At 40.4% G+C, this 23,034-nt stretch carries 19 protein-coding genes; 4 read left to right on the top strand and 15 right to left on the bottom strand.

What is annotated here, in order from left to right; translation table 11 throughout:
- Positions 1–2 precede the first annotated feature (2 nt).
- Positions 3–770, bottom strand: coding sequence for a flagellar motor protein PomA (gene pomA, locus H5092_RS16070; protein ID WP_024597197.1), 768 nt, complete (start codon positions 768–770; stop codon positions 3–5).
- Positions 771–1,091: 321 nt separating this feature from the next.
- Between pomA and H5092_RS16065 the strand changes: the two genes are divergently transcribed.
- The 4 genes from H5092_RS16065 (at position 1,092) to H5092_RS16050 (ending at position 6,504) form a co-directional block, all read left to right on the top strand.
- Positions 1,092–1,334 carry an exodeoxyribonuclease VII small subunit gene (locus tag H5092_RS16065; RefSeq protein WP_002961738.1) on the top strand — a complete coding sequence of 81 codons (243 nt, stop codon included), beginning with the start codon at positions 1,092–1,094 and terminating at the stop codon, positions 1,332–1,334.
- A gap of 2 nt (positions 1,335–1,336) precedes the next feature.
- Positions 1,337–2,224 (top strand): (2E,6E)-farnesyl diphosphate synthase, encoded by an 888-nt coding sequence (gene ispA / locus H5092_RS16060; RefSeq protein ID WP_024597198.1) that lies wholly within the window; start codon positions 1,337–1,339, stop codon positions 2,222–2,224.
- A 105-nt stretch (positions 2,225–2,329) separates the two neighbouring features.
- Complete coding sequence (gene dxs, locus H5092_RS16055; protein ID WP_024603572.1) at positions 2,330–4,192, top strand: 1-deoxy-D-xylulose-5-phosphate synthase; 1,863 nt, start codon at positions 2,330–2,332, stop codon at positions 4,190–4,192.
- A gap of 200 nt (positions 4,193–4,392) precedes the next feature.
- Positions 4,393–6,504: a hypothetical protein gene (locus H5092_RS16050; protein ID WP_154903652.1), complete on the top strand. Its 2,112-nt coding sequence runs from the start codon at positions 4,393–4,395 to the stop codon at positions 6,502–6,504.
- A gap of 41 nt (positions 6,505–6,545) precedes the next feature.
- Here H5092_RS16050 and H5092_RS16045 read toward each other — a convergent pair whose 3' ends face one another.
- The 14 genes from H5092_RS16045 to H5092_RS15980 all read right to left on the bottom strand — a co-directional run bounded on the left by H5092_RS16045 (position 6,546) and on the right by H5092_RS15980 (position 22,710).
- On the bottom strand, positions 6,546–9,632 hold the full coding sequence (locus H5092_RS16045; RefSeq protein ID WP_002961745.1) for a ligand-binding sensor domain-containing diguanylate cyclase: 3,087 nt from the start codon (positions 9,630–9,632) through the stop codon (positions 6,546–6,548).
- A gap of 37 nt (positions 9,633–9,669) precedes the next feature.
- Positions 9,670–10,155, bottom strand: coding sequence for a phosphatidylglycerophosphatase A (locus H5092_RS16040; protein WP_182196916.1), 486 nt, complete (start codon positions 10,153–10,155; stop codon positions 9,670–9,672).
- On the bottom strand, positions 10,152–11,126 hold the full coding sequence (thiL, locus tag H5092_RS16035; RefSeq protein ID WP_024596289.1) for a thiamine-phosphate kinase: 975 nt from the start codon (positions 11,124–11,126) through the stop codon (positions 10,152–10,154). The genes H5092_RS16040 and thiL overlap by 4 nt, the downstream gene beginning before the upstream one ends.
- 46 nt (positions 11,127–11,172) lie before the next feature.
- Positions 11,173–11,583 (bottom strand): transcription antitermination factor NusB, encoded by a 411-nt coding sequence (gene nusB / locus H5092_RS16030; RefSeq protein WP_002961751.1) that lies wholly within the window; start codon positions 11,581–11,583, stop codon positions 11,173–11,175.
- Positions 11,584–11,598: 15 nt separating this feature from the next.
- Positions 11,599–12,063, bottom strand: a complete 465-nt coding sequence (gene ribE, locus H5092_RS16025) for a 6,7-dimethyl-8-ribityllumazine synthase (protein ID WP_002961753.1) — start codon at positions 12,061–12,063, stop codon at positions 11,599–11,601.
- A gap of 100 nt (positions 12,064–12,163) precedes the next feature.
- Positions 12,164–13,276, bottom strand: coding sequence for a bifunctional 3,4-dihydroxy-2-butanone-4-phosphate synthase/GTP cyclohydrolase II (gene ribBA, locus H5092_RS16020; RefSeq protein ID WP_024603846.1), 1,113 nt, complete (start codon positions 13,274–13,276; stop codon positions 12,164–12,166).
- Positions 13,277–13,305: 29 nt separating this feature from the next.
- Positions 13,306–13,959 carry a riboflavin synthase gene (locus tag H5092_RS16015; protein ID WP_024596291.1) on the bottom strand — a complete coding sequence of 218 codons (654 nt, stop codon included), beginning with the start codon at positions 13,957–13,959 and terminating at the stop codon, positions 13,306–13,308.
- Positions 13,960–13,975: 16 nt separating this feature from the next.
- Complete coding sequence (gene ribD, locus H5092_RS16010; RefSeq protein WP_024596292.1) at positions 13,976–15,109, bottom strand: bifunctional diaminohydroxyphosphoribosylaminopyrimidine deaminase/5-amino-6-(5-phosphoribosylamino)uracil reductase RibD; 1,134 nt, start codon at positions 15,107–15,109, stop codon at positions 13,976–13,978.
- Between the two features lie 2 nt (positions 15,110–15,111).
- The gene (nrdR, locus tag H5092_RS16005) at positions 15,112–15,561 is read right to left on the bottom strand and encodes a transcriptional regulator NrdR (protein WP_002961761.1); all 450 of its coding nucleotides are present in this window, start codon (positions 15,559–15,561) and stop codon (positions 15,112–15,114) included.
- Between the two features lie 368 nt (positions 15,562–15,929).
- The gene (gene glyA, locus H5092_RS16000; RefSeq protein ID WP_002961763.1) at positions 15,930–17,186 is read right to left on the bottom strand and encodes a serine hydroxymethyltransferase; all 1,257 of its coding nucleotides are present in this window, start codon (positions 17,184–17,186) and stop codon (positions 15,930–15,932) included.
- Between the two features lie 269 nt (positions 17,187–17,455).
- Positions 17,456–18,739 carry a threonine synthase gene (thrC, locus tag H5092_RS15995; RefSeq protein ID WP_182734004.1) on the bottom strand — a complete coding sequence of 428 codons (1,284 nt, stop codon included), beginning with the start codon at positions 18,737–18,739 and terminating at the stop codon, positions 17,456–17,458.
- An 11-nt stretch (positions 18,740–18,750) separates the two neighbouring features.
- Positions 18,751–19,686 (bottom strand): homoserine kinase, encoded by a 936-nt coding sequence (thrB, locus tag H5092_RS15990; protein ID WP_182734001.1) that lies wholly within the window; start codon positions 19,684–19,686, stop codon positions 18,751–18,753.
- A gap of 9 nt (positions 19,687–19,695) precedes the next feature.
- A complete protein-coding gene (gene thrA / locus H5092_RS15985; RefSeq protein ID WP_138489567.1) occupies positions 19,696–22,113 on the bottom strand; it encodes a bifunctional aspartate kinase/homoserine dehydrogenase I in 2,418 nt (805 codons plus the stop codon).
- 228 nt (positions 22,114–22,341) lie between these two features.
- On the bottom strand, positions 22,342–22,710 hold the full coding sequence (locus H5092_RS15980; RefSeq protein ID WP_024596295.1) for a response regulator: 369 nt from the start codon (positions 22,708–22,710) through the stop codon (positions 22,342–22,344).
- Positions 22,711–23,034: the final 324 nt, after the last annotated feature.

Below are 23,034 nucleotides of genomic sequence, written 5' to 3'. Positions count from 1 at the left end.
AATTACTCCTCGGTATCTACTTTGCGTTTAGATTCAGCTAAGTAATTTTTCAAAATACCTTCGATAACTTTTGGATTTTGGCCATCTTGTATACCTAAAATAGCATCTAAAATTAAACGCTGATTCATAGCTTCTTCGTCTTTACGCAGTTCAAGTTTTACCTGAATAGGAATTGCCACAACATTGGCTAAAAACGCACCATATAAAGTTGTTAAAAGCGCTACCGCCATTGCCGGGCCAATTGCTTTTGGGTCATCCATGTTAGATAACATTGCAACTAAGCCAATTAGAGTACCAATCATTCCCATTGCTGGTGCAATATCGGCTAATGACTTAAATAAGCCTGCACCCATTTCATGTCGAGTAGTGGTTAAAGAGATGTCTTTTTGAAGTGTGGCGCGAACAACATCTGCGTCATGGCCATCAACAAGCATGTCGACGCCTTTGCGCATAAATGGATTTGGGATTTCAGCTTCTTCGAGTGCTAAAAAGCCCCCTTTACGAGCTGAATCAGCAAGTTCTACTGCTTTTTCAATAAGTTCTTCTGGCGTTTCAATTTTAAACATAAACGCTTTAGCAACAACTTTACCTATACCCAAAAACTGCGACATGGTGAAATTTGATAAAACAATGAAAAGTGAACCACCAAATACAATTACACTAGAAGGAGCATCGGCAAACATAGCCATTTCACCGCTACTACTCATAAACATAGACATGACAATTAAGCCAATTGCGCCTAGGATCCCGATTATGGTTGCTAAATCCACATTTCCTCCAGAAGTTTCATGCTTAATGGCCTTATCATAAACTTTTATTATTAACTGCTTATCGGCAACATATTGAATTGCTTAAGCCATTTTTATAAATAAACATAAAAAGCAGCCTTTAGCACTATTTTAGATCAAGTTATAAGGGCTACCTAATTATCAATTGATTTATTAAACTAACAGACCGCTATTAAGGCTTTATTAATACACTTGAAATATAATTTAACGTTATAAAGGTAAAAAACCAATATCATCCTTTGACCTAGTTTAGCATTCCCCCTAAAATTGACCCCTAAATTTATTATGTAAGCTGAAATAAAGATGGCGACTAAAAAACCTGAAAACTTAAGTTTCGAACAAGCACTAGAAGAATTATCTACAATCGTTAGTGACATGGAACAAGGTGACTTATCGCTTGAGCAATCGTTAAAGCAATTTGAGCGTGGAATTGCATTAGCAAGTGCTTCATCAGGTAAATTACAGCAAGCAGAACAAAAAGTATCAATTTTGATGGGGAATGGCGAAAAGTCAGTTCTTACGAATTTTGATAATGATATGGAATAGCTGTGAGCATAAATAATTATATCGAACGTGCTCAAAAAGATGTAGTAGCGACCTTACAACAGCATTTTAAACAGCCTCTCGATACTGAAGAAACAGTCAAGAACGCCACCCAATATGGATTATTTAATGGCGGTAAAAGATTACGTCCATTTTTAGTTTATGCCACAGGTAAAATGCTCGGTGCAAACCAGCAAGACTTACATGTACTTGCAGCTGCAATTGAGTGTATCCATAGCTATTCGCTAGTTCATGACGATTTGCCCGCGATGGACGATGACGACTTACGCCGTGGCCGCCCTACTTGCCACATAGAATTTGGCGAGGCAAATGCAATTTTAGCCGGTGATGCCCTACAAACACTCGCCTTTGAGCTTATTGCGAATCACAAATTTACATGCTCGTCGCAAACACAAGTAAAAATGATTGCTACGCTTGCCAACGCATCAGGCCTTGAGGGCATGGTAGGCGGACAAGGTCTTGACATAGCAGCAACAGATAAAGTAATTACCGTACAAGAGCTTGAGCGAATACATAAGCTAAAAACCGGAGCTTTAATTAATTGTGCAATTACACTTGGTGCACTGTGCAGTGAAAAGGCAGATCAACAAACCTTAGAAAATTTAAGCATTTTTGGGTATGCTATAGGGCTGGCGTTTCAAGTACACGACGACATTTTAGATGTTGAAGGCGATACGGTTACTTTAGGTAAACCACAAGGCTCCGATATTGCCGCGAATAAAGCGACATATCCGGCGTTATTAGGTATGCTAGGCGCTAAAGAAAAGGCGCAAAATTTAATACAACAAGCCCATGAAGCGTTGGCAAATATAGATGCTGACACAACACTTCTTGCGTCGCTAGCAAATTACCTAATTGAGCGTGACCACTAATTTTTGCTCATACGTATTGCAATTAGCACTGACATTATTACTCAACATTAATTATTCGTAAAAGCTTTGAATGAATTAATGTTAGCGAAGGATATATATAAAACCATGACACTTGATAGTAGCAAGTATCCATTACTTAATTTGGTTGACGAGCCAGCCCAATTGCGTGACTTAGCGCAAGACAAACTCCCTGCATTTAGCAATGAGCTGCGCGATTATTTACTCAACTCAGTATCGCAAAGTAGCGGTCATCTAGCGTCTGGTTTAGGGACGGTTGAACTAACCGTTGCGCTACATTATGTTTATAACACTCCAGACGATCGCCTAGTTTGGGATGTGGGTCACCAAGCTTATCCACATAAAATCCTTACAGGTCGTCGCGACCAAATGCACACTATTCGCCAAAAAGACGGTTTGCACCCTTTTCCTTTTCGCGATGAAAGCCAATACGATACGTTTAGCGTAGGTCATTCAAGCACCTCTATTTCAGCTGCCTTAGGTATGTCTATTGCCGCCCAAAAAGAAGGCAAAGGTCGAAAATCTGTAGCCATTATTGGTGACGGAGCTATCACCGCAGGCATGGCATTTGAAGCGATGAATCATTTAGGTGATGTAAAATCAGACATGCTTATTATTTTAAATGATAACGAAATGTCGATTTCTGAAAATGTTGGCGCATTAACAAATCACTTTGCCCGAATTCTATCAGGTAGCTTTTATACTAACATTCGTGAAGGCAGTAAAAAGTTACTCTCAGGTGTGCCTCCGGTAAAACAACTTGCCAGTAAAATGGAAGAGCACATTAAGGGCATGATGATCCCGGGAACCTTCTTTGAAGAATTAGGCCTAAATTACATAGGCCCAATTGATGGTCACGACGTAAACATGCTTGTAGATACATTACGTAATATGCGTAATTTAAAAGGCCCACAGCTTTTACATATAAAAACGCAAAAAGGTAAGGGCTATAAACCGGCTGAAGCCGATCCTATTGGCTACCATGGTGTACCAAAATTCGACCCAAGCACAACTAGCCTGCCTAAATCTAAACCTAGCGCTGCTACTTTTTCAAAAGTTTTTGGCGATTGGTTATGCGACATGGCAAAGCAAGACAGCAAGTTAATGGCTATTACGCCAGCAATGCGCGAAGGCTCTGGCATGGTACGTTTTTCTAAAGAGTTTCCAGATCAATACTTTGATGTGGCCATTGCAGAGCAGCATGCTGTTACTTTAGCAGCTGGTTTTGCTTGTGAAGGTTTAAAACCTGTTGTTGCTATTTACTCGAGCTTTTTACAACGTGCGTATGACCAATTAATACATGATGTTGCACTGCAAAACTTACCTGTATTATTTGCCATTGACCGCGCTGGTATTGTTGGAGCCGATGGTGAAACTCACCAAGGTGCGTACGATTTAAGCTTTATGCGCTGTATTCCAAATATGGTAATTATGGCACCAAGCGACACCAACGAATGCCGCCAAATGCTATACACCGGTTATAAAGAAAACTGCCCTGTTGCAGTTCGTTACCCTCGAGGTAGCGCAGGTACTGCAGACATTGAAAGCACTATGCAACTGCTCGAAATAGGTAAGGCAGATACAATTAAGAAAGGCAGTAAAATTGCCATTTTATCGTTCGGTACATTACTTGAAAACGCCCAGCTTGCAGCTAACGAATTAGATGCAACGCTTGTTAATATGCGTTTTATTAAACCACTTGATACTGCACTTTTAAATGAGCTTGCTACTAGCCACGATACCTTTGTTACGCTTGAAGATAACGCGATTGCTGGCGGTGCCGGCTCTGCAGTTAATGAATACTTGGCAACTCAAAAAGCTGATATTAATATCCTTAACTTAGGTATTCCTGATGAGTTTATTAAACACGGCACGCAAGATGAAATGCACGATGAAATGGGATTAGGCGAGCAAGGAATATTAAACGCTATTAAGGCGTTTATCGCTTAAGCTATTTACTTAGTTTATTAAAAAGGAGCCTCAAGGCTCCTTTTTTTGTTTTTAATTTTAACTTTTTTGCATCCAGTTTCATTTTATAGCCGTTATTGATATGAGGTTAACATGTAAATAATCAGTGCCGCTTAGTCTATGCCTTATGAGCAAGCGCGTTATTTACCTACATTTGATGGAATATTTAAAAGGTAAAAATGATGAATAAAGCTAATTTAACAACTCATTCAACACAAAAAAACACACTTAAACACACGCTTAGTTTTTCAGCTTTAACACTTGCAGTATTAATCGGCATTACAGGCTGTAGCTCAGACGATGGTGAAAACGGCGTAGATGGTATTGCAGGCACCGATGGACAAAACGGTACCGACGGTACAAATGGCAACCCTGGTTTTGCATCAGCCACATTAATTTTGGCAAACAATGGCGAGAGCAATACAGGCACTATCGATTTAATTAACCAAAACGCCTCTAAACTAAAAACCTTTAATACAACAGCTAACGAAGGCGTTGCATTTGATAGCTTAGGTAATTTATTGCAAGCAAGCGACAGCGAAAATGGCAGTATTAAAACTATTTGCCAGCTTGCAAATCGTAGTGACGGCGCAACCTATACAGCTAATACAGATCGCGAAATAACAGGTACTAACACAACACTGGTAAACCCTAAAGGAATAGCTGTAGCACAAAAGAGTGGCCTTGTTTTTATTGCTGACTTTGGCGCTATGCAAGTAACGACTTTTGGCGCTACAGCCGCGGGCGATGCAGCGCCTTTAGGCACAACTATTACAGAAGCGGCGCCGTGGGATGTTGATTATGATGAATCTAACGACCGCCTTTATGTAGCACTAACAAATGGTGATGTAGCCGTTTATGATAATTTTGTTGGTGGTGAATTTGCCGCAATGCCAAGCCGCACAATTACTCCAAGTAATAATGATGGCACGCAAATATCTGTAAATATTCACGGCATTGTTTATGACTCAAATACTAACAAACTTGTTTTGTCTGATGTAGGCAGTGCCTCAGACGCAACCGATGGTTCGTTATTTGTGATTAATAATGCTTCAACTGCAGAGGGCTTAGTAAGCGTTGCACGAAGTATTGCCGGTCCAGCAACAATGCTTGGTAACCCAGTTGATATTAGCCTTGAAGGTAGTGACTTACGTGTAGCTGAAAAATCAAATGATGCTGTTCTTGTGTTCAGCAATATATTTTCAGGTGAGAGCGGCGATATCACTCCTGATTTAGTTACCTCAACAATTAAACCTGAGTCAATTACTAAACTGGGTATACAAAATGAGATGGCTGATATTTCAGATAGTGATACCGCTAATATGGCGCTGCTAGGTGTTGCTGTAAGTAGTAATCCGGGCACTGCAGGTGAAACAACTGGGCAAATTAGTCGATTAAGTTCACAACTTAACACAGAAATTGGCAACTATAATGCAAGTCAAACTATCGAAAGTGTAACTTTTGATAAAGCGGGTAATAGTTATACAACGTTCGATAACAGTACAACCTCAATTGGCGGTATTGTTATTTCAAATAAAGTGGCAATAAACAGAGATGGGCAAACTTATAATACGAACCAAGACAGCATTATTACTGGTTCGAATACAGGCCTTATATCTCCTAAAGGTCTTGATGTGGCTTCTGATAGCGGTATGATTTTAGTTGCAGAAAATAATGCAGATACTCCAAGCATTTCAATATTTTCAACTTGCACCACAGGGGATGCAAGCCCATTAATGACGCTTACGTTTGCAAACGATGCTCGCCCTTGGGATGTTGATTACGATGCAAACACTGATCGAGCTTTTGTAGCACTAACAAATGGAACCGTTGCTGTATTTGACGAAGTTAAAAGCAAACTAATGGCTGGTAGTACTAATATTGCAGTTGAGGATAGGCTTATAACGCCAGCAAATGCAGGTACAGCAGTAGCAGCACCAAGCAACATGCACGGCATCGACTACGACTCGCTAAGTGGCTCGCTAATACTCTCTGATGTTGGTAGCGCAGCAGTTGCTGACGATGGCAAAATATACGTATTGAATAACGTAGCAACTGCATCGGGCTTGGTAAACATAAGTACCACTATTAGCGGTCCAAATACCCTACTGGGTAACCCTGTTGATATTATGTATACCGGAACAGATTTATACGTAGCTGAGAAGTCAAATAATGTGGTTATGCGATTTAATAATATTTTAAGCAGTGCAGGCGGTGATATAAGCGCCGATACCAGTACGGCATTTACAGCCCCTGAGTCGATTGCAATATTACCAGCTTGGCTTAACAAATAGAGTTAACCTCACCATGCCTGACCAATAACCTTGGTCGGGCATTATCGCATCCACACTTTTATATCTGCCAAGCCATTACTTTGTAAAATACCTAATTGCTGATCAACATTAGAGTTTTGTTCAAACTCAAATGCATCGAGCTGATCATCAAACGTAATATTAGCCACACCATCACCACCGCGCTTTTTAACTTGATGCAGTGCTATATCTGCTAAGTTAATAGAGGTTTCCCAGCTAATTACCTGTCCGCCTAGTAAAGGTAATGGATAAAATGACCAACCAATTGATGCCGTGATATTAGTTGTTTTTCCATTTGGTAATTGGAACGAATTAGCCGCTATTACTTTACAAAGTTCTGAGGCATAGCTATCTATTTTATTGCATTTAAAGTCACGTAATAATAATAAAAACTCATCACCACTCCAACGTGCCACATAGTCAGAGCCCTGCGTACGCGAATTTAACAATGCAGCCATTTGCTGTAAGCAGCTATCACCTGCAATTGGGCCATACGCATCGTTAATACGGCTGAAGTTATCAAAGTTAATAATTACCAGCACCAGTGACTTACCTTGTGCCTGCAGCGACTGTGAATTACGTTGAAAGTGCTCAATATCTTTAGGGAGTTGATCAAACAAAAAGCGGCGGCTACGTAGCCCTGTTAGCTCATCTGAGTGACTCACTAATTTAAGCTGTGAATTCACTTGGCCTAATTTATCATTAGCTTGGCGAAGCTCTAAGGTACGCTCAGTGATTAAGCCCTCTAATGCTTCTTGTTTTCTGCGTTCTTGTGCTCTAAACACCCAAAAAATGAGATAAAAAAGCAAAATAAAACCACTGGTAATTAAAAGCCTAAAGTAAATTGTTTCGTCAAAGCGCTCAGGCACTACAAAACCGTATTCTACATCTTGCGCTTTAGCCCAGTCTTCACCTTGGCGCTTAGCTTCTAATTGAAACAAAAACGAGCCAGGAGGCAAGTTAGTATAAATAGCTTCACGTCGCGTATTTGCATAGCGCCAGTCACTATCTAAGCCACTTAGTTTATATCTAAATTCAATGCTGTTTGGTGCATAGTAATCAATAGCTGTGTAAGTTAGCGTTATATCACGCTCGTCTGTTTCTAATGATGGTTTTTTACCAAGCGCAGCGGTAGTTAAATGACGAAGTGGCGTTGTTATTGTCTCTATTGTTGGCTTTAATGCAAGCACACCAAATAGCTCTACATTTTTAGGTATTTCAACAACACCTTGTAAGCTTGGGTACCAAATAGAATTTCCGGTGTCTGCTACCGCATCATGCCCAAGTCCACTACAACATTGATTCGCTTTACCATCAAGTTGACGGTCAAAAGATGAAATTACTTCTTCAACTTTTAAGCTTTTTATTTCTGTTTTAAATTGCTCTACAGGCATTCTGTAAACACCTTTCATGGTGCTTACCCAAACATGCTTTAACTTTTCATCATATTCTAGGCTAAATATAGAACCATACGGTAAACCATTAGCTGCATCGAGCTGACGCCATTGCCCTTGCGTACTTCTGTAAAAAAGCCCGTCGTTAAGAGAGCCGATTAAAATACCCACGCCATCTATATGTAGCACGCTAGTTACGTATGCGCTTTCAAGTGTTGTTTGGTCGCCAATTTTTTCAATGCCACGGTCTGTAAAGTAATATGCGCCCTTACTAGTACCAATCACACCAAAGTTTGTTTTATCTAATACGTAGGTAATAAACTTACTACCTAAAAAAGCGTTATAGGCAAAAGGCGTTAAACCAGCATAATTTAATCGATATAAACCGCGTCCGGTACCAATCCAAAAGCCGCCTTTACTAGAGCGACTTATTGCAAATACCGGATTATCGCGAAGTGCTCGACCTGGGACGGTGTAAAGTGTCTTGTTTTCAAAAACAAATAAGCCGCGCCCTGTGGCTATATATAATCGCTCACCATCAAATTGTAGATCGTGTACTGATGCGTATCCATATTTACTACTTGGGACTAAATTAATAAAACTTTTATCTAAATCGAAATAACCAATGCCGCTTTTATTCGCAACCCACAGTTTACCATCGGGTGCTTGGCTAATAGCCATAACAGATTCGGTCATGTTTGAAACTGCTGAATGCCTTTCGACTCGTCCTTCATGAGCAAGCCACAAGCCTTCACTAAAGCTTGCTAACCAAACGTTATTTTTATCATCTCTAAAAATATCAGCAAACCATATACTTTGATCGAGTTGGCTAGGCTCTACCCATTGCCACTCACCGGTTTTATCTCTGAATAATAAGCGTCCATAGGTCGAAACCCACAAGCCACCATCGGTATCACTCATAAACTTATAAACGGCTGAGTTATTTGCATTAGGTAGAGGAAAAGGTCTTAGCTCGTCATCTAAATCTAAAAAGTATGCACCTAGCTCAGAAGCTATATACAAATTACCATTTAAAAATGATAAATCGTGCACTATGGTTTGCGCTAGGCGCTCTGGTAAAGATATTTTTGCGGTAAGCTCTAAACGTAGTTTAGAAAAATCTGATGAGTTTTTTGTAAGGCGTAATAAATGACGATCATTAACCAGCCAAATGCCTTCAGGAGAGAGTGCCATTTGGCTAACAGAGCCAACTATTTGTGTGATCACAGTAGCATTAACAATAGGTAGAGGACCATTTACTTCAGTGCGTAAATCAACTTGCCCTCTATCTACATAGTATAAGCCGTTGGCCGCAATCCATATGCTACCTTTAGAGTCCTCAAGAATATCCCTTACTGGACCTTTAATATTAAATTCTTGTGCTGCAAATGTGGCTGGGTTAATAACTACCAAGCCACTTTTAGTGCCTACCCATAACAAACCACTAGAATCGACTAAAAGCTTATTAACACCATTACTAGGCAAGAATGGACTATTTTGCGTGTTGTAATTTGTAAATGTTGTACCATCAAAACGGCTTAAACCAAATTGCGTACCAAGCCACATATAGCCTTGCTGATCTTGCACAACACTTTTAAGTGATTGCGACGGTAGGCCATCTTTTATATTCCATTGCTTAACTACGTAATCAGTAATTGAAGCCCAACTTGGCGTCGCGCACAACATAAGTACACAAACCAGTAAAAATCGCATCATATTGCTGCCACCTAGTTAAACAAATCAAATATAAAAATTAAAAGGGCAGTAAACCCACTTTTATTAACGCTTGTAAACATATAAGCGAAAAAATACCCGCAAGTATATCGTCGGCCATTATACCTAAACCGCCATGTACTCGTTTGTCTAGCATACGGATTGGGCCGGGTTTTGCTATATCAAAAAAGCGAAATAACAAAAAACCTACGAGTAATGTTTGCCAGTTAAGTGCTGCGCCAATCATAGTGATGTAATAACCCGCCACTTCATCCCATACAATAGCAGGATGATCGTGCACGCCTAAATCATCAGCCGTTTTACCGCACGCCCATATACCAAATATACTGATCACAACGGCAAATACAATTTGCAGCCATAACGGATAATACATGGTCATAAAAATGAATGGCAAGGCAGCAAATGTACCAAATGTACCGGGCGCTTTAGGGGCAAGCCCAGTCCCAAAGCCCAGACCAAAAAACTGATGTGGACGCTTTAAATTAAACTTGCGGTTATTGTTCAAACCAGCTCCTTTGCAAAGTGCTCAAAACCCTGCGGTTCAAAATCAAACTTTTCACCGTTGTGTAAAAGCTCAATTTGGCCATCGCCACTTTTAACTTGGCCAATGCATGTTGCATCTACACCATACTGGCGTAGCTTTATTTCTAACATACTTTTATTGCTATCAGGGACCGTAAAAATTAATTCGTAATCATCACCGTAACTGAGAATAAATGGCAGCTGCTGATTAAAATCAAGGCTTGCTTGCATCGCATCTGAAGTTGGAATACTTTCAATATTCACCACTGCACTTACTTGTGACATATCGAGTATATGACTTAAATCAGCGATTAAGCCGTCCGACACATCGATAGCCGATGATGCAAGGCCTCGTAATACCTGCCCTGCAGCAACACGTGGGGTTGGAAAGTCAAAGCGTTTATTTACGTACTTTAAATGCTCTGGCTCAATACTTATACCTTGTTTGCGAGACTCAATTGCAAGTCCAGCGTCACCTAGCGGACCCGTAACATAAATCCAATCACCCACTTTTGCGCCACTACGACGAAGTGCAGTACCTTCGGGTACAGTCCCTTTCGCACAAATAGTGATGGTTAGTGGGCCCTGAGTTGTATCGCCACCTATAATCTGCACATTAAAATATTCAGCAATTTCATGCATGCCATCAGTAAACTCTTCAATCCACTGTGGGTCAATACTTGGCAAAGTTAACGCAACTGAAACCCAAGTCGGCTCAGCGCCCATGGCCGCTAAATCACTTAAATTAACAGCAAGCGCTCTGTGACCTAATGCACGAGGGGAAATATCATCAAAAAAGTGTACGCCAGCAACAAGAGTGTCTGTTGTAACGGCAAGTTGGCAGTTTTGTGGAACGGTTACTAAAGCGCAATCATCCCCTATACCTAGGTTTACATCACGACGGGTGATACCGCGACCTTTAAAGTAGCGGTTAATTAATTCAAATTCCTTCATACACAAAAAAGCCGGCCTATGCCGGCTCCCCTCTTTAACGGTTTACTTACTTGCGTAAATGCTTAACAGCTTTATCAAGTACACCGTTTACAAATTTATGGCTGTCTTCAGCGCCAAAAATTTTGGCCAGCTCAATACCTTCGTTAATAGCAACTTTATAAGGTACGTCTTCACGGAACTTAAGCTCATAGCTGCTTAAACGTAAAATTGCACGCTCAACCATATCTAAGTCATCAAACGGACGTGTTAAATGTGGTGATACAGCTTCGTCTAGTTGCTTGTAATTTACAGCAACACCCGTCGCTAGATCTTTAAAGTATTCAACATCAATTTTAGTAACGTCTGTTTCGATCAACATTTGTTGTTCGATATCGGCAATTAAATTGCCACTTATTTGCCAAGAATAAACGGCTTGGAGTGCTAAGATACGTGCTTTACGCCTTGCTGCTGGTTTCACAAAAATTCCTTAAACTTAAATTTTATCTAACACATTAACCATTTCAAGCGCGCCTAAAGCAGCTTCGCCGCCTTTATTGCCCATTTTGGTGCCAGCACGCTCAATTGCTTGTTCAATGCTTTCTGTGGTTAATACGCCAAATGCAACCGGGATATCATACTCAAGTGATACTTGCGCAAGACCTTTGTTTGATTCGCCAGCAACTAGGTCAAAGTGTGGTGTACCACCTCTGATCACTACGCCTAATGCGATGATTGCATCATACTCTTTTTTTGCCGCAACGCGTTTAGCCGCTAAAGGTAATTCTACCGCGCCTGGCACATAAATAACGGTAATGTCGTCATCTGATACGCCACCTGTGCGTTTTAGCTCATCAACAGCACCTGCAAGGAGGCTGCTACCAATAAAGTCATTAAAACGAGAAATGACAATGGCAAATTTTTTGCCTGGAGCGTACTTATTACCTTCAATAATTTTCATTTGATAACCCTAAAAATAAGTTCAAGCGGTTGCGATTGCGCAAAAATTGCTGCGCATCATACCATAAAAATAAAATAATAGCCTAGTTTAAGCGTGATGCTTATTGTGGCTCAACGTAATCAACAACTTCTAAATGAAAGCCCGAAAGTGCATGGTACTTTTTAGGGCGACTCATTAATCGCATTTGTTTAATTCCAAGATCGGCAAGTATTTGCGAACCTACGCCAACAGTACGAGATGTACCTTTGAATTTACGTGGCGTAACGCTTTCGCCAGCATCAGCTGCTGCAAATGCTTTCACAGTTGCCTCTAACTCTTCAGTGCTTTCTTGCTTACCTAAAATAACTAAAGCACCTTCATTTTTAGCGATATAAGCCATTGCTTCTGAAAGGCCCCAGCTACGGTCAGCACTTCTGTCTGAAAGTAGAATATCATTAAAGGTACTTTGCAAATGTACACGCACATTTGTCGGCTCTTGATCTTTTATATCGCCTTTGAGTAATACGTAATGTAATTGGCCGTCAATTGTGTCTTTGTAAGTAACTAAATCAAATTCACCATGAACAGTTGGTAACTTACATTTTGCTACTTGCTCAATTGTTGTTTCGTTTAAGTTGCGGTATTCGATTAAATCAGCAATGGTGCCAATTTTAATATCGTGCTCTTTCGCAAAAACTTCTAAATCAGGGCGGCGTGCCATAGTGCCGTCAGCATTAAGTATTTCAACAATAACAGATGATGCTTCAAGCCCAGCTAAACGCGCTAAATCACAGCCCGCTTCAGTGTGTCCTGCGCGAGTTAATACGCCACCAGGTTGCGCCATAATAGGAAAAATATGTCCAGGCTGAACAATATCACTTGGGACTGCGCCTTTAGCTATAGCCGCTTGCACTGTACGTGCTCTGTCTGCTGCTGAAATACCGGTTGTAACACCTTTTGATGCTTCTATCGACATTGTAAAGTTAGTAGAAAATGCTGCACCATTGTTTTTAACCATTAACGGTAAATCAAGTTGCTCGCAACGCTCTTGCGTCATGGTTAAACAAATTAAACCACGGCCATGGGTAGCCATGAAATTAATCGCTTCTGCGCTAATATGCTCAGCTGCTATTATTAAATCGCCTTCATTTTCTCTATCTTCATCATCCATTAAAATAACCATTTTACCGGCTTTAATATCGTCGATGATTTCTTGCGCGCTGTGTAAATTCATAAATTTGCTCGTGTAAGTTGTCAGTTTCGTTATTTAATAAAACCCGCTTTAGCGAGTAAGCTCATCGAAATATCAGAGCCCGTTGGTTGCTCTGCACCCTTTATAAGGCGCTCTAAATAACGTGCAATTTGATCGACTTCTAAATTAACTTGGGTACCTACTTTAAAATGAGCAATTGTGGTTTGCTCACTCGTGTGTGGGACAATTGTTAATTTGAATTTATTACCCTCTACAGCGTTTACTGTCAGGCTTATACCATCAATACATACCGAACCTTTGTAAGGAATGTATTTCATTAAATTTTCGTCAGTTGTAAGCCAATATTCTGTTGCTCTGGCGTTTGCTGTAATACTTGTAATTGTTGCGATACCATCAACATGGCCAGACACTAAATGACCGCCTAAACGAGAAACAGGTTGCATGGCTTTTTCAAGATTCACCGTTTGTCCTAAAGCATAGTGAGCAAAACCGGTCAAACTAATCGTCTCATTAGATAAATCCGCACTAAAACCATCAATATGTTTATCAACTACAGTTAAGCAAACACCATTAGTTGCAATGCTGTCACCTAACTTTACGTCTGTCATATCAAGATCAGTACTTTGGATACGAATGGCTAAGTCGCCTTGTTTTTTTTGTAATAAAGCAATTTTGCCTGTGGCTTCTATTATCCCAGTAAACATAGCACTACTCTTTTTATTAAGTGATTTTAATGAGTTTTGACGCGGTGATACGTAAATCGTCACCAATGCGCGCACATTCATTAAATGTTAAATCAACGGTGTTCTGCATACTCGTCAATTCAGGAAAATTAACTAAACTTTTTGCATCATGGCCCATTAGTTTAGGCGCTAAATAAAAAACAAACTCGTCAACTAAATTAAGCTCTGTCATTTTACCAGCAAGTGTTGCGCCAGCTTCAAGCCAAACATTATTAAACTGCAGTTGCCCAAGTTTTTCTAAAACGGCTTGTAAATCAACTTTACCGTTACTTTCACTAACTTCAATATGCTTTACAAAATGCGGCCATTGCAATGATTTATCAACCTTAGTCGTAAATATTATTACATCACTTTGGATTTCAAATAAAGCAAGGTCAGGTGTTAAACGGTTTTGAGAGTCAATTATAACACGCACGGGCTGGCGAAGCGGCAAATCAGTAGGCAGTGTGCAAGGCAGCTCACTTAGTCGCACATTAAGTTTAGCATCGTCTACTAGCACTGTATCGGCACCGGTTAAAATAGCGCAGCTTTTCGCTCGGTATAATTGTACGTCTTGTCGAGCAGCAGGACTTGTGATCCACTTACTTTGCCCATTTTTAAGCGCCGTTTTACCATCAATACTCGCTGCCATTTTGCAAATCACATAAGGTAAGCCTTGTTCCATACGCTTAAAAAAGCCAACGTTAAGTGCGCGAGCTTGTGATTCGAGTAACCCGTAAGCAACGTCAATACCCGCGTCGCTCAGTATTTTAAGGCCTTTGCCAGCAACTTGTGGATTTGTATCAACCATAGCAGCAATTACTTTTACCACACCGGCAGCTTTTAAGCCTTCGGCGCACGGTGGCGTACGGCCATAATGACTACACGGTTCAAGCGTTACATAAGCCGTTGCACCTTGTGCATTTTTTCCAGCGACAGCCAGTGCATTTACTTCTGCATGGCCTTGACCTGCTAATTGATGAAAACCCTCACCAATTATTTGATTATTTTTAACTAAAACACAGCCAACATTAGGGTTAGGTGTGGTAGTAAACCGGCCTTTTTTGGCAAGTTCTATGGCGCGTGCCATATACATTTCATCATGTTCAGTAAAAGGAACTTGGCTTTGCATTGTTACTCCCCTAAGCGGGCAATTTCTTCGCCAAATTCGCGTATATCTTCAAACGAGCGATAAACAGAGGCAAATCTTACATACGCTACTTTATCGAGCTTTTTGAGGGCTTCCATAATGCATTCACCAACCAAATGGCTTGAAATTTCTCGCTCGCCTGTAGCACGCAACTGCGATTTTATTATATTCACTACTTCGTCTACTTGCTCTGTGCTCACTGGGCGTTTTTCGAGTGCGCGATTTAAGCCATTTAATAATTTATCTTCGTTAAATGGTTCGCGGCTGCCGTCTTGTTTAATAACACGAGGCATAACCAGTTCAGCGCCTTCAAATGTAGTAAAGCGCTCATGGCAGTCGTTGCACTCACGGCGCCTGCGAACTTGATGGCCTCCACCAACAAGGCGTGAGTCAATAACTTTAGTATCTTTTGCGGTACAAAATGGACAATGCATAGCTCGGTACTTCCGTTTTAAAACAAAAAAGACCGCTAAATAGCGGTCTTTTATCTTAGCAAAAAAATAGGGCCTGTTGACCTTTCAGGATTAAATTTGTTCTATCTATGGGTGATTTAATCGCGGCGCGAGGTTTGTAACCTAGTGGGCTAAGTAAAAACCGAGCAACAAAGAGTAAATCGCCCCTAGGACGAACCCGAGGGCAGTGCATGTTTGGCATTTATGCTGCGTTATCGCCTATTTGTGTGGAGTAACCACACTACATAGACTCTGCCTTGCCTAAAAACCAAACATACTACTGCAAATTAAACCTCGAAAGATAAACAGGCCCCTAGCCTATGTGATCTAAATTACTGCTGCTTATGCAATTAAGCGTAAACAGGTAATTTTGCACAAATTGCTTTTACTTTTTCTTTAACTTGCGCCTGTACAGATTCATCAGTGATGTTATCTAGTACGTCACAAATCCAGCCAGCAAGCTCTTTTGATTCTTCTTCTTTGAAACCACGACGAGTGATTGCAGGAGAACCAATACGCAAACCAGATGTTACAAACGGAGAACGTGGATCGTTTGGCACTGAGTTTTTATTAACTGTGATGTTAGCGTTACCAAGGGCTGCATCTGCATCTTTACCAGTAATATCTTTATCGATTAAATCGAGTAGGAATAAGTGGTTTTCAGTTTTGTCAGATACGATTTTGTAGCCGCGCTCTTGCATTACAGCAACCATTGCTTTTGCGTTTTTAACAACTTGTGTTTGGTATACTTTAAATTCTGGTTGAAGCGCTTCTTTAAATGCCACTGCTTTTGCTGCAATAACATGACATAAAGGACCACCTTGGCCACCAGGGAAAACTGCGCTGTTAAGCTTTTTATAGATTGCTTCATCGCCACATGCAGAGATAATTAAACCACCACGAGGACCAGCAAGTGTTTTATGCGTAGTTGTAGTTACAACATGTGCATGAGGAACTGGGCTTGGGTAAACGCCTGCCGCAATTAAACCTGCAACGTGAGCCATATCAACAAACAGGTAAGCACCTACTTTGTCAGCAATTTCACGGAATTTAGCCCAATCAACAATACCTGAGTACGCTGAGAAACCACCAATAATCATTTTTGGTTTATGCTCAAGTGCTAGTGCTTCAACCTGTGCGTAATCAATTTCGCCCGTTGTTTCATCTAGTCCGTATTGAATTGCATTGTAAAGCTTACCAGAGAAGCTTACGTGTGATCCGTGAGTTAAGTGACCACCATGAGCTAAGCTCATACCAAGTACAGTGTCGCCTGCTTCTAATAGCGCTAGAAAAACAGCAGCATTAGCTTGCGAACCAGCATGTGGTTGTACGTTTGCGTAGTCAGAACCAAATAACTCGTTAGCACGGTCAATTGCTAATTGCTCAACAACATCAACGTGCTCACAACCGCCATAATAACGTTTGCCAGGGTAACCTTCTGCGTATTTATTTGTAAGCTGTGAACCCTGCGCTTCTAGTACACGTGGGCTACAGTAGTTTTCTGAAGCGATTAGTTCAATGTGCTCTTCTTGGCGAGCAGTTTCTTTGTTTATCGCGTCAAATAACTCTGGATCAAAATCCGAAATATTCATGCTACGTTCTAACATTGGGGTCTCCTAGGGCAACGTGTATGGTGTTTTTTAGAGGCTTTATTGTACGCTTTAAACGACTCTTTGCCTACGCTCTTAAGTTGAGGATATTTAAACAGGGATTGAAACTATTTCACAGACTTTTTAAGATGATATTTTCTTATAAAACCATAACGATTTTAAATGAATGCTATTTCCTACATTTAATTAGTAAATGCAACTCACTAGATTTAAAAGCCTAAAGTTATAAAAAAAGGCGGCTTAACCGCCTTTTTGAATTAATTAACTTAGCCAAGTTTAGCAAGTATTTCTGTACGTAATGCGTCGTAATCGGCCTTTATATCGCTTGCTAGGCATGGTTTTGCTAGTGCGTCGCTAAGTGGTTTTGGCATACCTAATTCAATATTTAAAATACCCTCTACGCTTTCTTTAAACTTAGCAGGGTGAGCTGTGGCTAAAAAGATACCCGCGGCCCCTGGCGCTCGATTTTCAACAAGACCTTGGTACGCAATAGCAGTGTGAGGCTCTGCAACATAACCCGTTTGTTGAATTTTTTTCATCACCGATTGCGTGTCTTCCTCGTTTACGCTAGTTGAATAAAAATTATCGTAGCTAAACCAGTTATTATCTAACATTGTTTGCACACGCGGCCAGTTGTTTGGCTTGCTTACATCCATTGCATTTGAAAGCGACTCAAGTGTTGCGTTTGGCGTCCAGGTTTTATCAAGCATAAAGCGCGGCACAGTATCATTTTGGTTGGTGGTTGCACTTAATTTACCTACAGGTAAGCCAATAACCGCACCAATCATTGCAGCACATACATTACCAAAGTTGCCACTTGGCACTGATATATGCGCTGTTGCGCGTTTTTCTTTTGGTAGTTGTGCAATGGCCTCAAAGTAATAACAAACCTGAGCAACTAAACGGCTAATATTAATTGAATTAGCAGAATTAAGCCCAAGTGTTGATTTAACTTCTTCATCTAAAAAGGCATTTTTAACCAACTCTTGGCAATCATCAAAACTGCCATCAACTGCGTAACAATGAATATTGTTACCTAACGTAGTAAATAGCTTTTGCTGAGCAAGTGAAATTTTGCCTTTAGGATATAAGATGACAACATCGATATTCGGCTTGTTATAAAAAGCATGTGCAACGGCTGCACCAGTATCGCCCGATGTTGCGGTTAAAATAGTTACTTTTTCATCTTTATTAAATTGCGCTAAACACTCAGCCATAAAGCGACCACCAAAGTCTTTAAACGCAAGCGTAGGACCATGAAACAACTCTAAGCAGTATGTATTCTCTTCAACTTCCACCAGCTTAACTGGAAAGTTAAATGCATTTTTAACCATTTGTGTCACAGTGTCGCTAGGCAGCTCATCACCAATTAGGTGAGATAATATTTTGCCACTGCGTGTAACAAAGTCCATATCAAGCAAAGCATGAACATCGGACAGTGGGGCAAGGGATTCAGGGAAAAACACACCTTGATTACGACCCAAACCTGTTTTTACGGCTTCAACGAACGACACTTTTTGTGAGCTATCTTTTAAATTATGTAATTGCATGACTACCTATCCTATAAAACTGTTAATTGACGCGTGCCGTCGTTATCTAATTTACAAATGTGGCAAAAGCCTTGCTCGTTAATGTAATTTGCCTCTAACCACTGCGCGCATTGCTTTGCAGCTTCAAGTGTTTTACATACACTAAACAAGGTAGGTCCTGCGCCCGAAATACTCACTATTTCAGCGCCCAACGCTGGTAAGCTTGCTTTGGCTTCACTAAAACCTTTAATAAGCGGTGCGCGGTAAGGTTCTGCTATTTCATCTTTCATTATGCTCAGTGCATCGTCAAAACGATTAGTCAACAGTAAGCTACTAAATGCCGATAAACGCTGTGCAAACTCAACACTTGCATGCATGCTCAACTCTTTTGGTAAAACCGAGCGCGCTTTTGCAGTGTTGAGTGAAAAACCAGGGAACGCAGCAACGTAGTACCAATTTTCATCAACAGGCAGTGCAATCGATTTATCAGGGATTAAATCACCTGTTAATTGCAAACCACCTAAATAGCATGGCGTGATGTTGTCGTAATGACGACCACCGCTCACTACAGCTTCAAAGTCAGCCATAAGCTCAATAAGCTCAACCTGACTTAAGTTAGTTTGTGCAAACTTATCAAGGGCAGCAAAGGTAGCCACGACCGAGCATGCACTAGAACCAAGTCCAGATCCAATTGGTAAATTCTTTTTAAGCTCGAGCTTTACGCTTGGCATATCAGGCGCGACATGCGCTCTAAAATGTACTAAACACTGGTACGCTAAGTTTTCATTCGCCTCACTTGGTAACTTGTGAGCGTAGTCGCCAGTACAAATAAATTCGTCACTTGGTGCTGCACTTACAACAGCTACATCGCCTAATAAACTACCATCGATTGGCGCAAGCGCTGCGCCAAGTGCATCAAAACCCACTGCAAAATTACCAATAGACGCCGGAGCATATACTTCAATCATAACGAGCTCCTAGCGCGATAGTGTTTTTAAAATATCAGCAAATACACCCGCTGCTGTTACTTCAGAGCCGGCACCATAACCACGAATTACAAACGGACGTGGCTGGTAGTATTGGCTTAAAATAGCAAGCGCGTTTTCGCCATCGCGAATTACATTAAGCGCATGTTTTTCATCAACAGCCTCAATACCTACTTTACAGTGACCTTCTTTAATTGTACCTACATAACGAAGTACCTTTCCTTCGCTCGCAGCACTTTGAATGCGGTCATTAAAATCAGCATCTAGGCTTGGTAGTTTTGCCATAAACTCATCAACGCTATCACCTTGTGCAAAACCTTGTGGTAATACTGACTCAACTTCAATATCGCTTAGCTCCAACTTCATACCGGCTTCGCGAGCAATGATCAGTAACTTACGTGCTACATCGGTACCCGATAAATCATCACGAGGATCTGGCTCAGTAAAACCGCTTTCTTTGGCTTTAATAGTTGCCTCAGAAAGTGATAAACCATCTTGAAGTGCGCCAAACATATACGAAAGTGAGCCTGATAAAATACCGCTAAACTCTAGTAACTCATCACCGGCACCAAATAATGACTGCAAGTTATCGATTACTGGTAAACCTGCACCAACGTTAGTTTCGTATAAAAATTTACGATTATTCTTTTGCGTAGCAGCTATTAAATCTTGGTAATACGTGTATGAGCTTGTTGTCGCTTTTTTATTAGCTGCAACCACATGAAAACCTGCATTTAAAAAGTCTACGTACTGCGCAGCAAGTGCATCTGAAGATGTACAATCTACTAATACCGGATTCACTAAGTGGTTTTGCTTAACAAATTGCTCTACTAATTTTAAATCAAATGCTTGCTCAGATGAGGCCAATTTTTGCTGCCAATCACTAAAAGCGATGCCTTCGTTATCAAGGTGTAATTGACGAGAGTTAGCAACACCATACAAGTTAAGTTTAATATTACGCTTTTCAAGCCAAGCTTGCTGGCGCTCAAGCTGATTAATAAGCTCTTGCCCTACTAAGCCACAACCTAGTAAAAACACATCAATTGACGGCACATGCGTGAAAAAGTTTTCATGGCATATTTTTACAGCGTCATTACATAACTCACCATCAATTACCGCAGAAATAGCACTTTCTGTAGAATCCTGTGCAATTGCCACAATATTTACTTGCGCTTGTGCAAGCGATGCAAAAAACTTAGCCGCTAAGCCACGGTGTGCGCGCATGTTGTCGCCCACTAAAGTAACAATGGCTAAATTACGCTGTACTTGTACAGGCTCAATAAGCCCTGCTTGTAATTCAAGCTCAAATGCAGTTTGTAGCGCATCCAGTGCAAGCGCTAGGTCTGTTTCGTGCACACAAAAACTAATACTAAATTCACATGATGATTGCGTGATCAATACAATTGATACGTTATCGTGAGCAAGCGCGTTAAATACCTTAGATGCCATGCCTACTTTACCTTTCATGCCTGGGCCTGAAACAGTTAACATTGCAAGGTCTTGTAAGCTAGAAAGCGCTTTTACGGGCTCATCAGATGAATAATCATTACCAATTAATGAGCCTTGTGCGTCTGGGTTATGCGTATTTTTAATTTCACATGGCACGCCTGCTTTAGCACACGGTAAAATTGTTTTTGGATGAAGTACTTTTGCACCAAAGTAAGAAAGCTCCATCGCTTCTTTATAAGATAAAAAATCTACTTTAGTGGCTTTTTTAATATAACGAGGATCAGCGCTATATACGCCATCAACGTCAGTCCAAATTTGGCAAATCTCAGCTTCTAAACATGCCGCAGCAATAGCTGCTGAGTAATCTGAGCCATTACGGCCAAGCGTCGTAAGCTCACCTTTATCATTACTCGCCGTAAAACCAGGCATAATATAAATAGTTGCAGGGTTTTCTTTAAGCACAGCTTGAAAGCGAGCTTTACTTGCCACTAAATCAGCTTCTGCATCAATGTAGCCACCAGTTGAAGCAATACAGCTTGTTGCTTCTAAGTACCTTGCATCTTGTGAGCTCAATAAAGCCTGCATTAAAGAAACGCTAACGCGCTCTCCAAAGCTAATTACAAATGCGCGAACTTGATCAGGGCAACACTGTATAAGCGACACGCCATCTAATTTATTTTTAAGCTCGCCTAGGTCTGGCCAGCTTGTAACGACTACGCCACTTTTTTCAACGTCAGCTTTTAAGCCTTCACAACGACTCGCTAATGCTTGCCATTGCTGCGAAAAATCTAAGCCTTGCTCTGCAGCACTTGCAAGTGCAACTAGCGAATCGGTCATTCCACCTGGAGCAGAAAGCACCAATAACATTTCATCTTTTAACTGTGCTTTAACTAACTGAGCTACCTGTTGTAAGCATGCATAATCGGCAAGTGAAGACCCACCAAATTTTAAAACTCGCATTGTTTATGTTCCTCATCCCATAAAACGAAAAAAGGCCTGTGTTCTAAGTGAACACAGGCCTTTAAATTTGTTGCACCGACCTATGCCACTATCCAGTAAGAATGATGGTTGTAATAATAATGGTCAGTACGCGATTAATTGTTTTCATATGTTAAGACTGCCTTAACAAAGGCTATGCTGTCAACCCTAAATTAAAAGATAAAACAGCCTTTTTTAACATGAAAAAACCTAATGAATGCCAAATTTATGCAATATTTCATTCAAGCTTGATTTATTAATAGGTTTATCAATAAAATCAATTGCGCCAAGTTGGGCGACTCGTTGCTTCATTTTTTCCTGTATATCAGCAGAAATAACCAACACAAAGCACTCTATTTTTTCTGTTTTTATAGTTTCAAGTACTTGTATACCATCAACCTCTGGCATGGTGAGGTCTAGGCACAGTAAATCAAAGTTTTGTGCTCTTAAAAGATCGAGGGCGTTTGCTCCATTTATAGCTTGTTGTATATCTGCGTCTATACACTCATTTAAACACCGCACGACTTGTTTACGAGCAACAGCAGAATCATCACAGACTAATATCGAAAATTTCATCATGTTTACTACTACACAACCATCAAAGTTATTAAAAGACCATCTTTCTTTGCACTCAGGACACTTTAACACGCATCTAAATACTTAGCGCATTAATAATTCAATGCAATGATAAATATAGAATTAACTCATTTAAATATGATTAACGAAACTAAATTCTAATCAAACTTACAAAACTTAACGTCTAGCAAATTTACTAATTCATAGCTGAGTTTAATTACATTAATACTACATACCGACTTAATTAGATTTATCTTATTAAATTTTAACTTTTTTATTTATTTTTAGAGGTTTATTGACTAACTTTTAAATTACAATAGTAACGTT

This window comes from Pseudoalteromonas sp. SR41-7 (genome assembly GCF_014163935.1).
Lineage (GTDB): Bacteria > Pseudomonadota > Gammaproteobacteria > Enterobacterales > Alteromonadaceae > Pseudoalteromonas > Pseudoalteromonas distincta.
The sequence above is the reverse complement of the archived record's forward strand: the minus strand, read 5'-3'. Positions and strand labels throughout refer to the sequence as shown.

Excerpts from the sequence above, each read along its gene's own strand:
- thrA (WP_138489567.1), bottom strand. The coding sequence starts at position 22,113 with ATGCGAGTTTTAAAATTTGGTGGGTCTTCACTTGCCGATTATGCATGC.
- H5092_RS16050 (WP_154903652.1), top strand. The coding sequence starts at position 4,393 with ATGAATAAAGCTAATTTAACAACTCATTCAACACAAAAAAACACACTT.
- thrB (WP_182734001.1), bottom strand. The coding sequence starts at position 19,686 with ATGATTGAAGTATATGCTCCGGCGTCTATTGGTAATTTTGCAGTGGGT.
- dxs (WP_024603572.1), top strand. The coding sequence starts at position 2,330 with ATGACACTTGATAGTAGCAAGTATCCATTACTTAATTTGGTTGACGAG.
- thrC (WP_182734004.1), bottom strand. The coding sequence starts at position 18,739 with ATGCAATTACATAATTTAAAAGATAGCTCACAAAAAGTGTCGTTCGTT.
- H5092_RS15980 (WP_024596295.1), bottom strand. The coding sequence starts at position 22,710 with ATGATGAAATTTTCGATATTAGTCTGTGATGATTCTGCTGTTGCTCGT.
- thiL (WP_024596289.1), bottom strand. The coding sequence starts at position 11,126 with ATGAAGGAATTTGAATTAATTAACCGCTACTTTAAAGGTCGCGGTATC.
- ribD (WP_024596292.1), bottom strand. The coding sequence starts at position 15,109 with ATGCAAAGCCAAGTTCCTTTTACTGAACATGATGAAATGTATATGGCA.
- H5092_RS16015 (WP_024596291.1), bottom strand. The coding sequence starts at position 13,959 with ATGTTTACTGGGATAATAGAAGCCACAGGCAAAATTGCTTTATTACAA.
- H5092_RS16045 (WP_002961745.1), bottom strand. The coding sequence starts at position 9,632 with ATGATGCGATTTTTACTGGTTTGTGTACTTATGTTGTGCGCGACGCCA.
- glyA (WP_002961763.1), bottom strand. The coding sequence starts at position 17,186 with ATGTTAGAACGTAGCATGAATATTTCGGATTTTGATCCAGAGTTATTT.
- ribBA (WP_024603846.1), bottom strand. The coding sequence starts at position 13,276 with ATGAATTTACACAGCGCGCAAGAAATCATCGACGATATTAAAGCCGGT.
- ribE (WP_002961753.1), bottom strand. The coding sequence starts at position 12,063 with ATGAAAATTATTGAAGGTAATAAGTACGCTCCAGGCAAAAAATTTGCC.
- H5092_RS16065 (WP_002961738.1), top strand. The coding sequence starts at position 1,092 with ATGGCGACTAAAAAACCTGAAAACTTAAGTTTCGAACAAGCACTAGAA.
- nrdR (WP_002961761.1), bottom strand. The coding sequence starts at position 15,561 with ATGCATTGTCCATTTTGTACCGCAAAAGATACTAAAGTTATTGACTCA.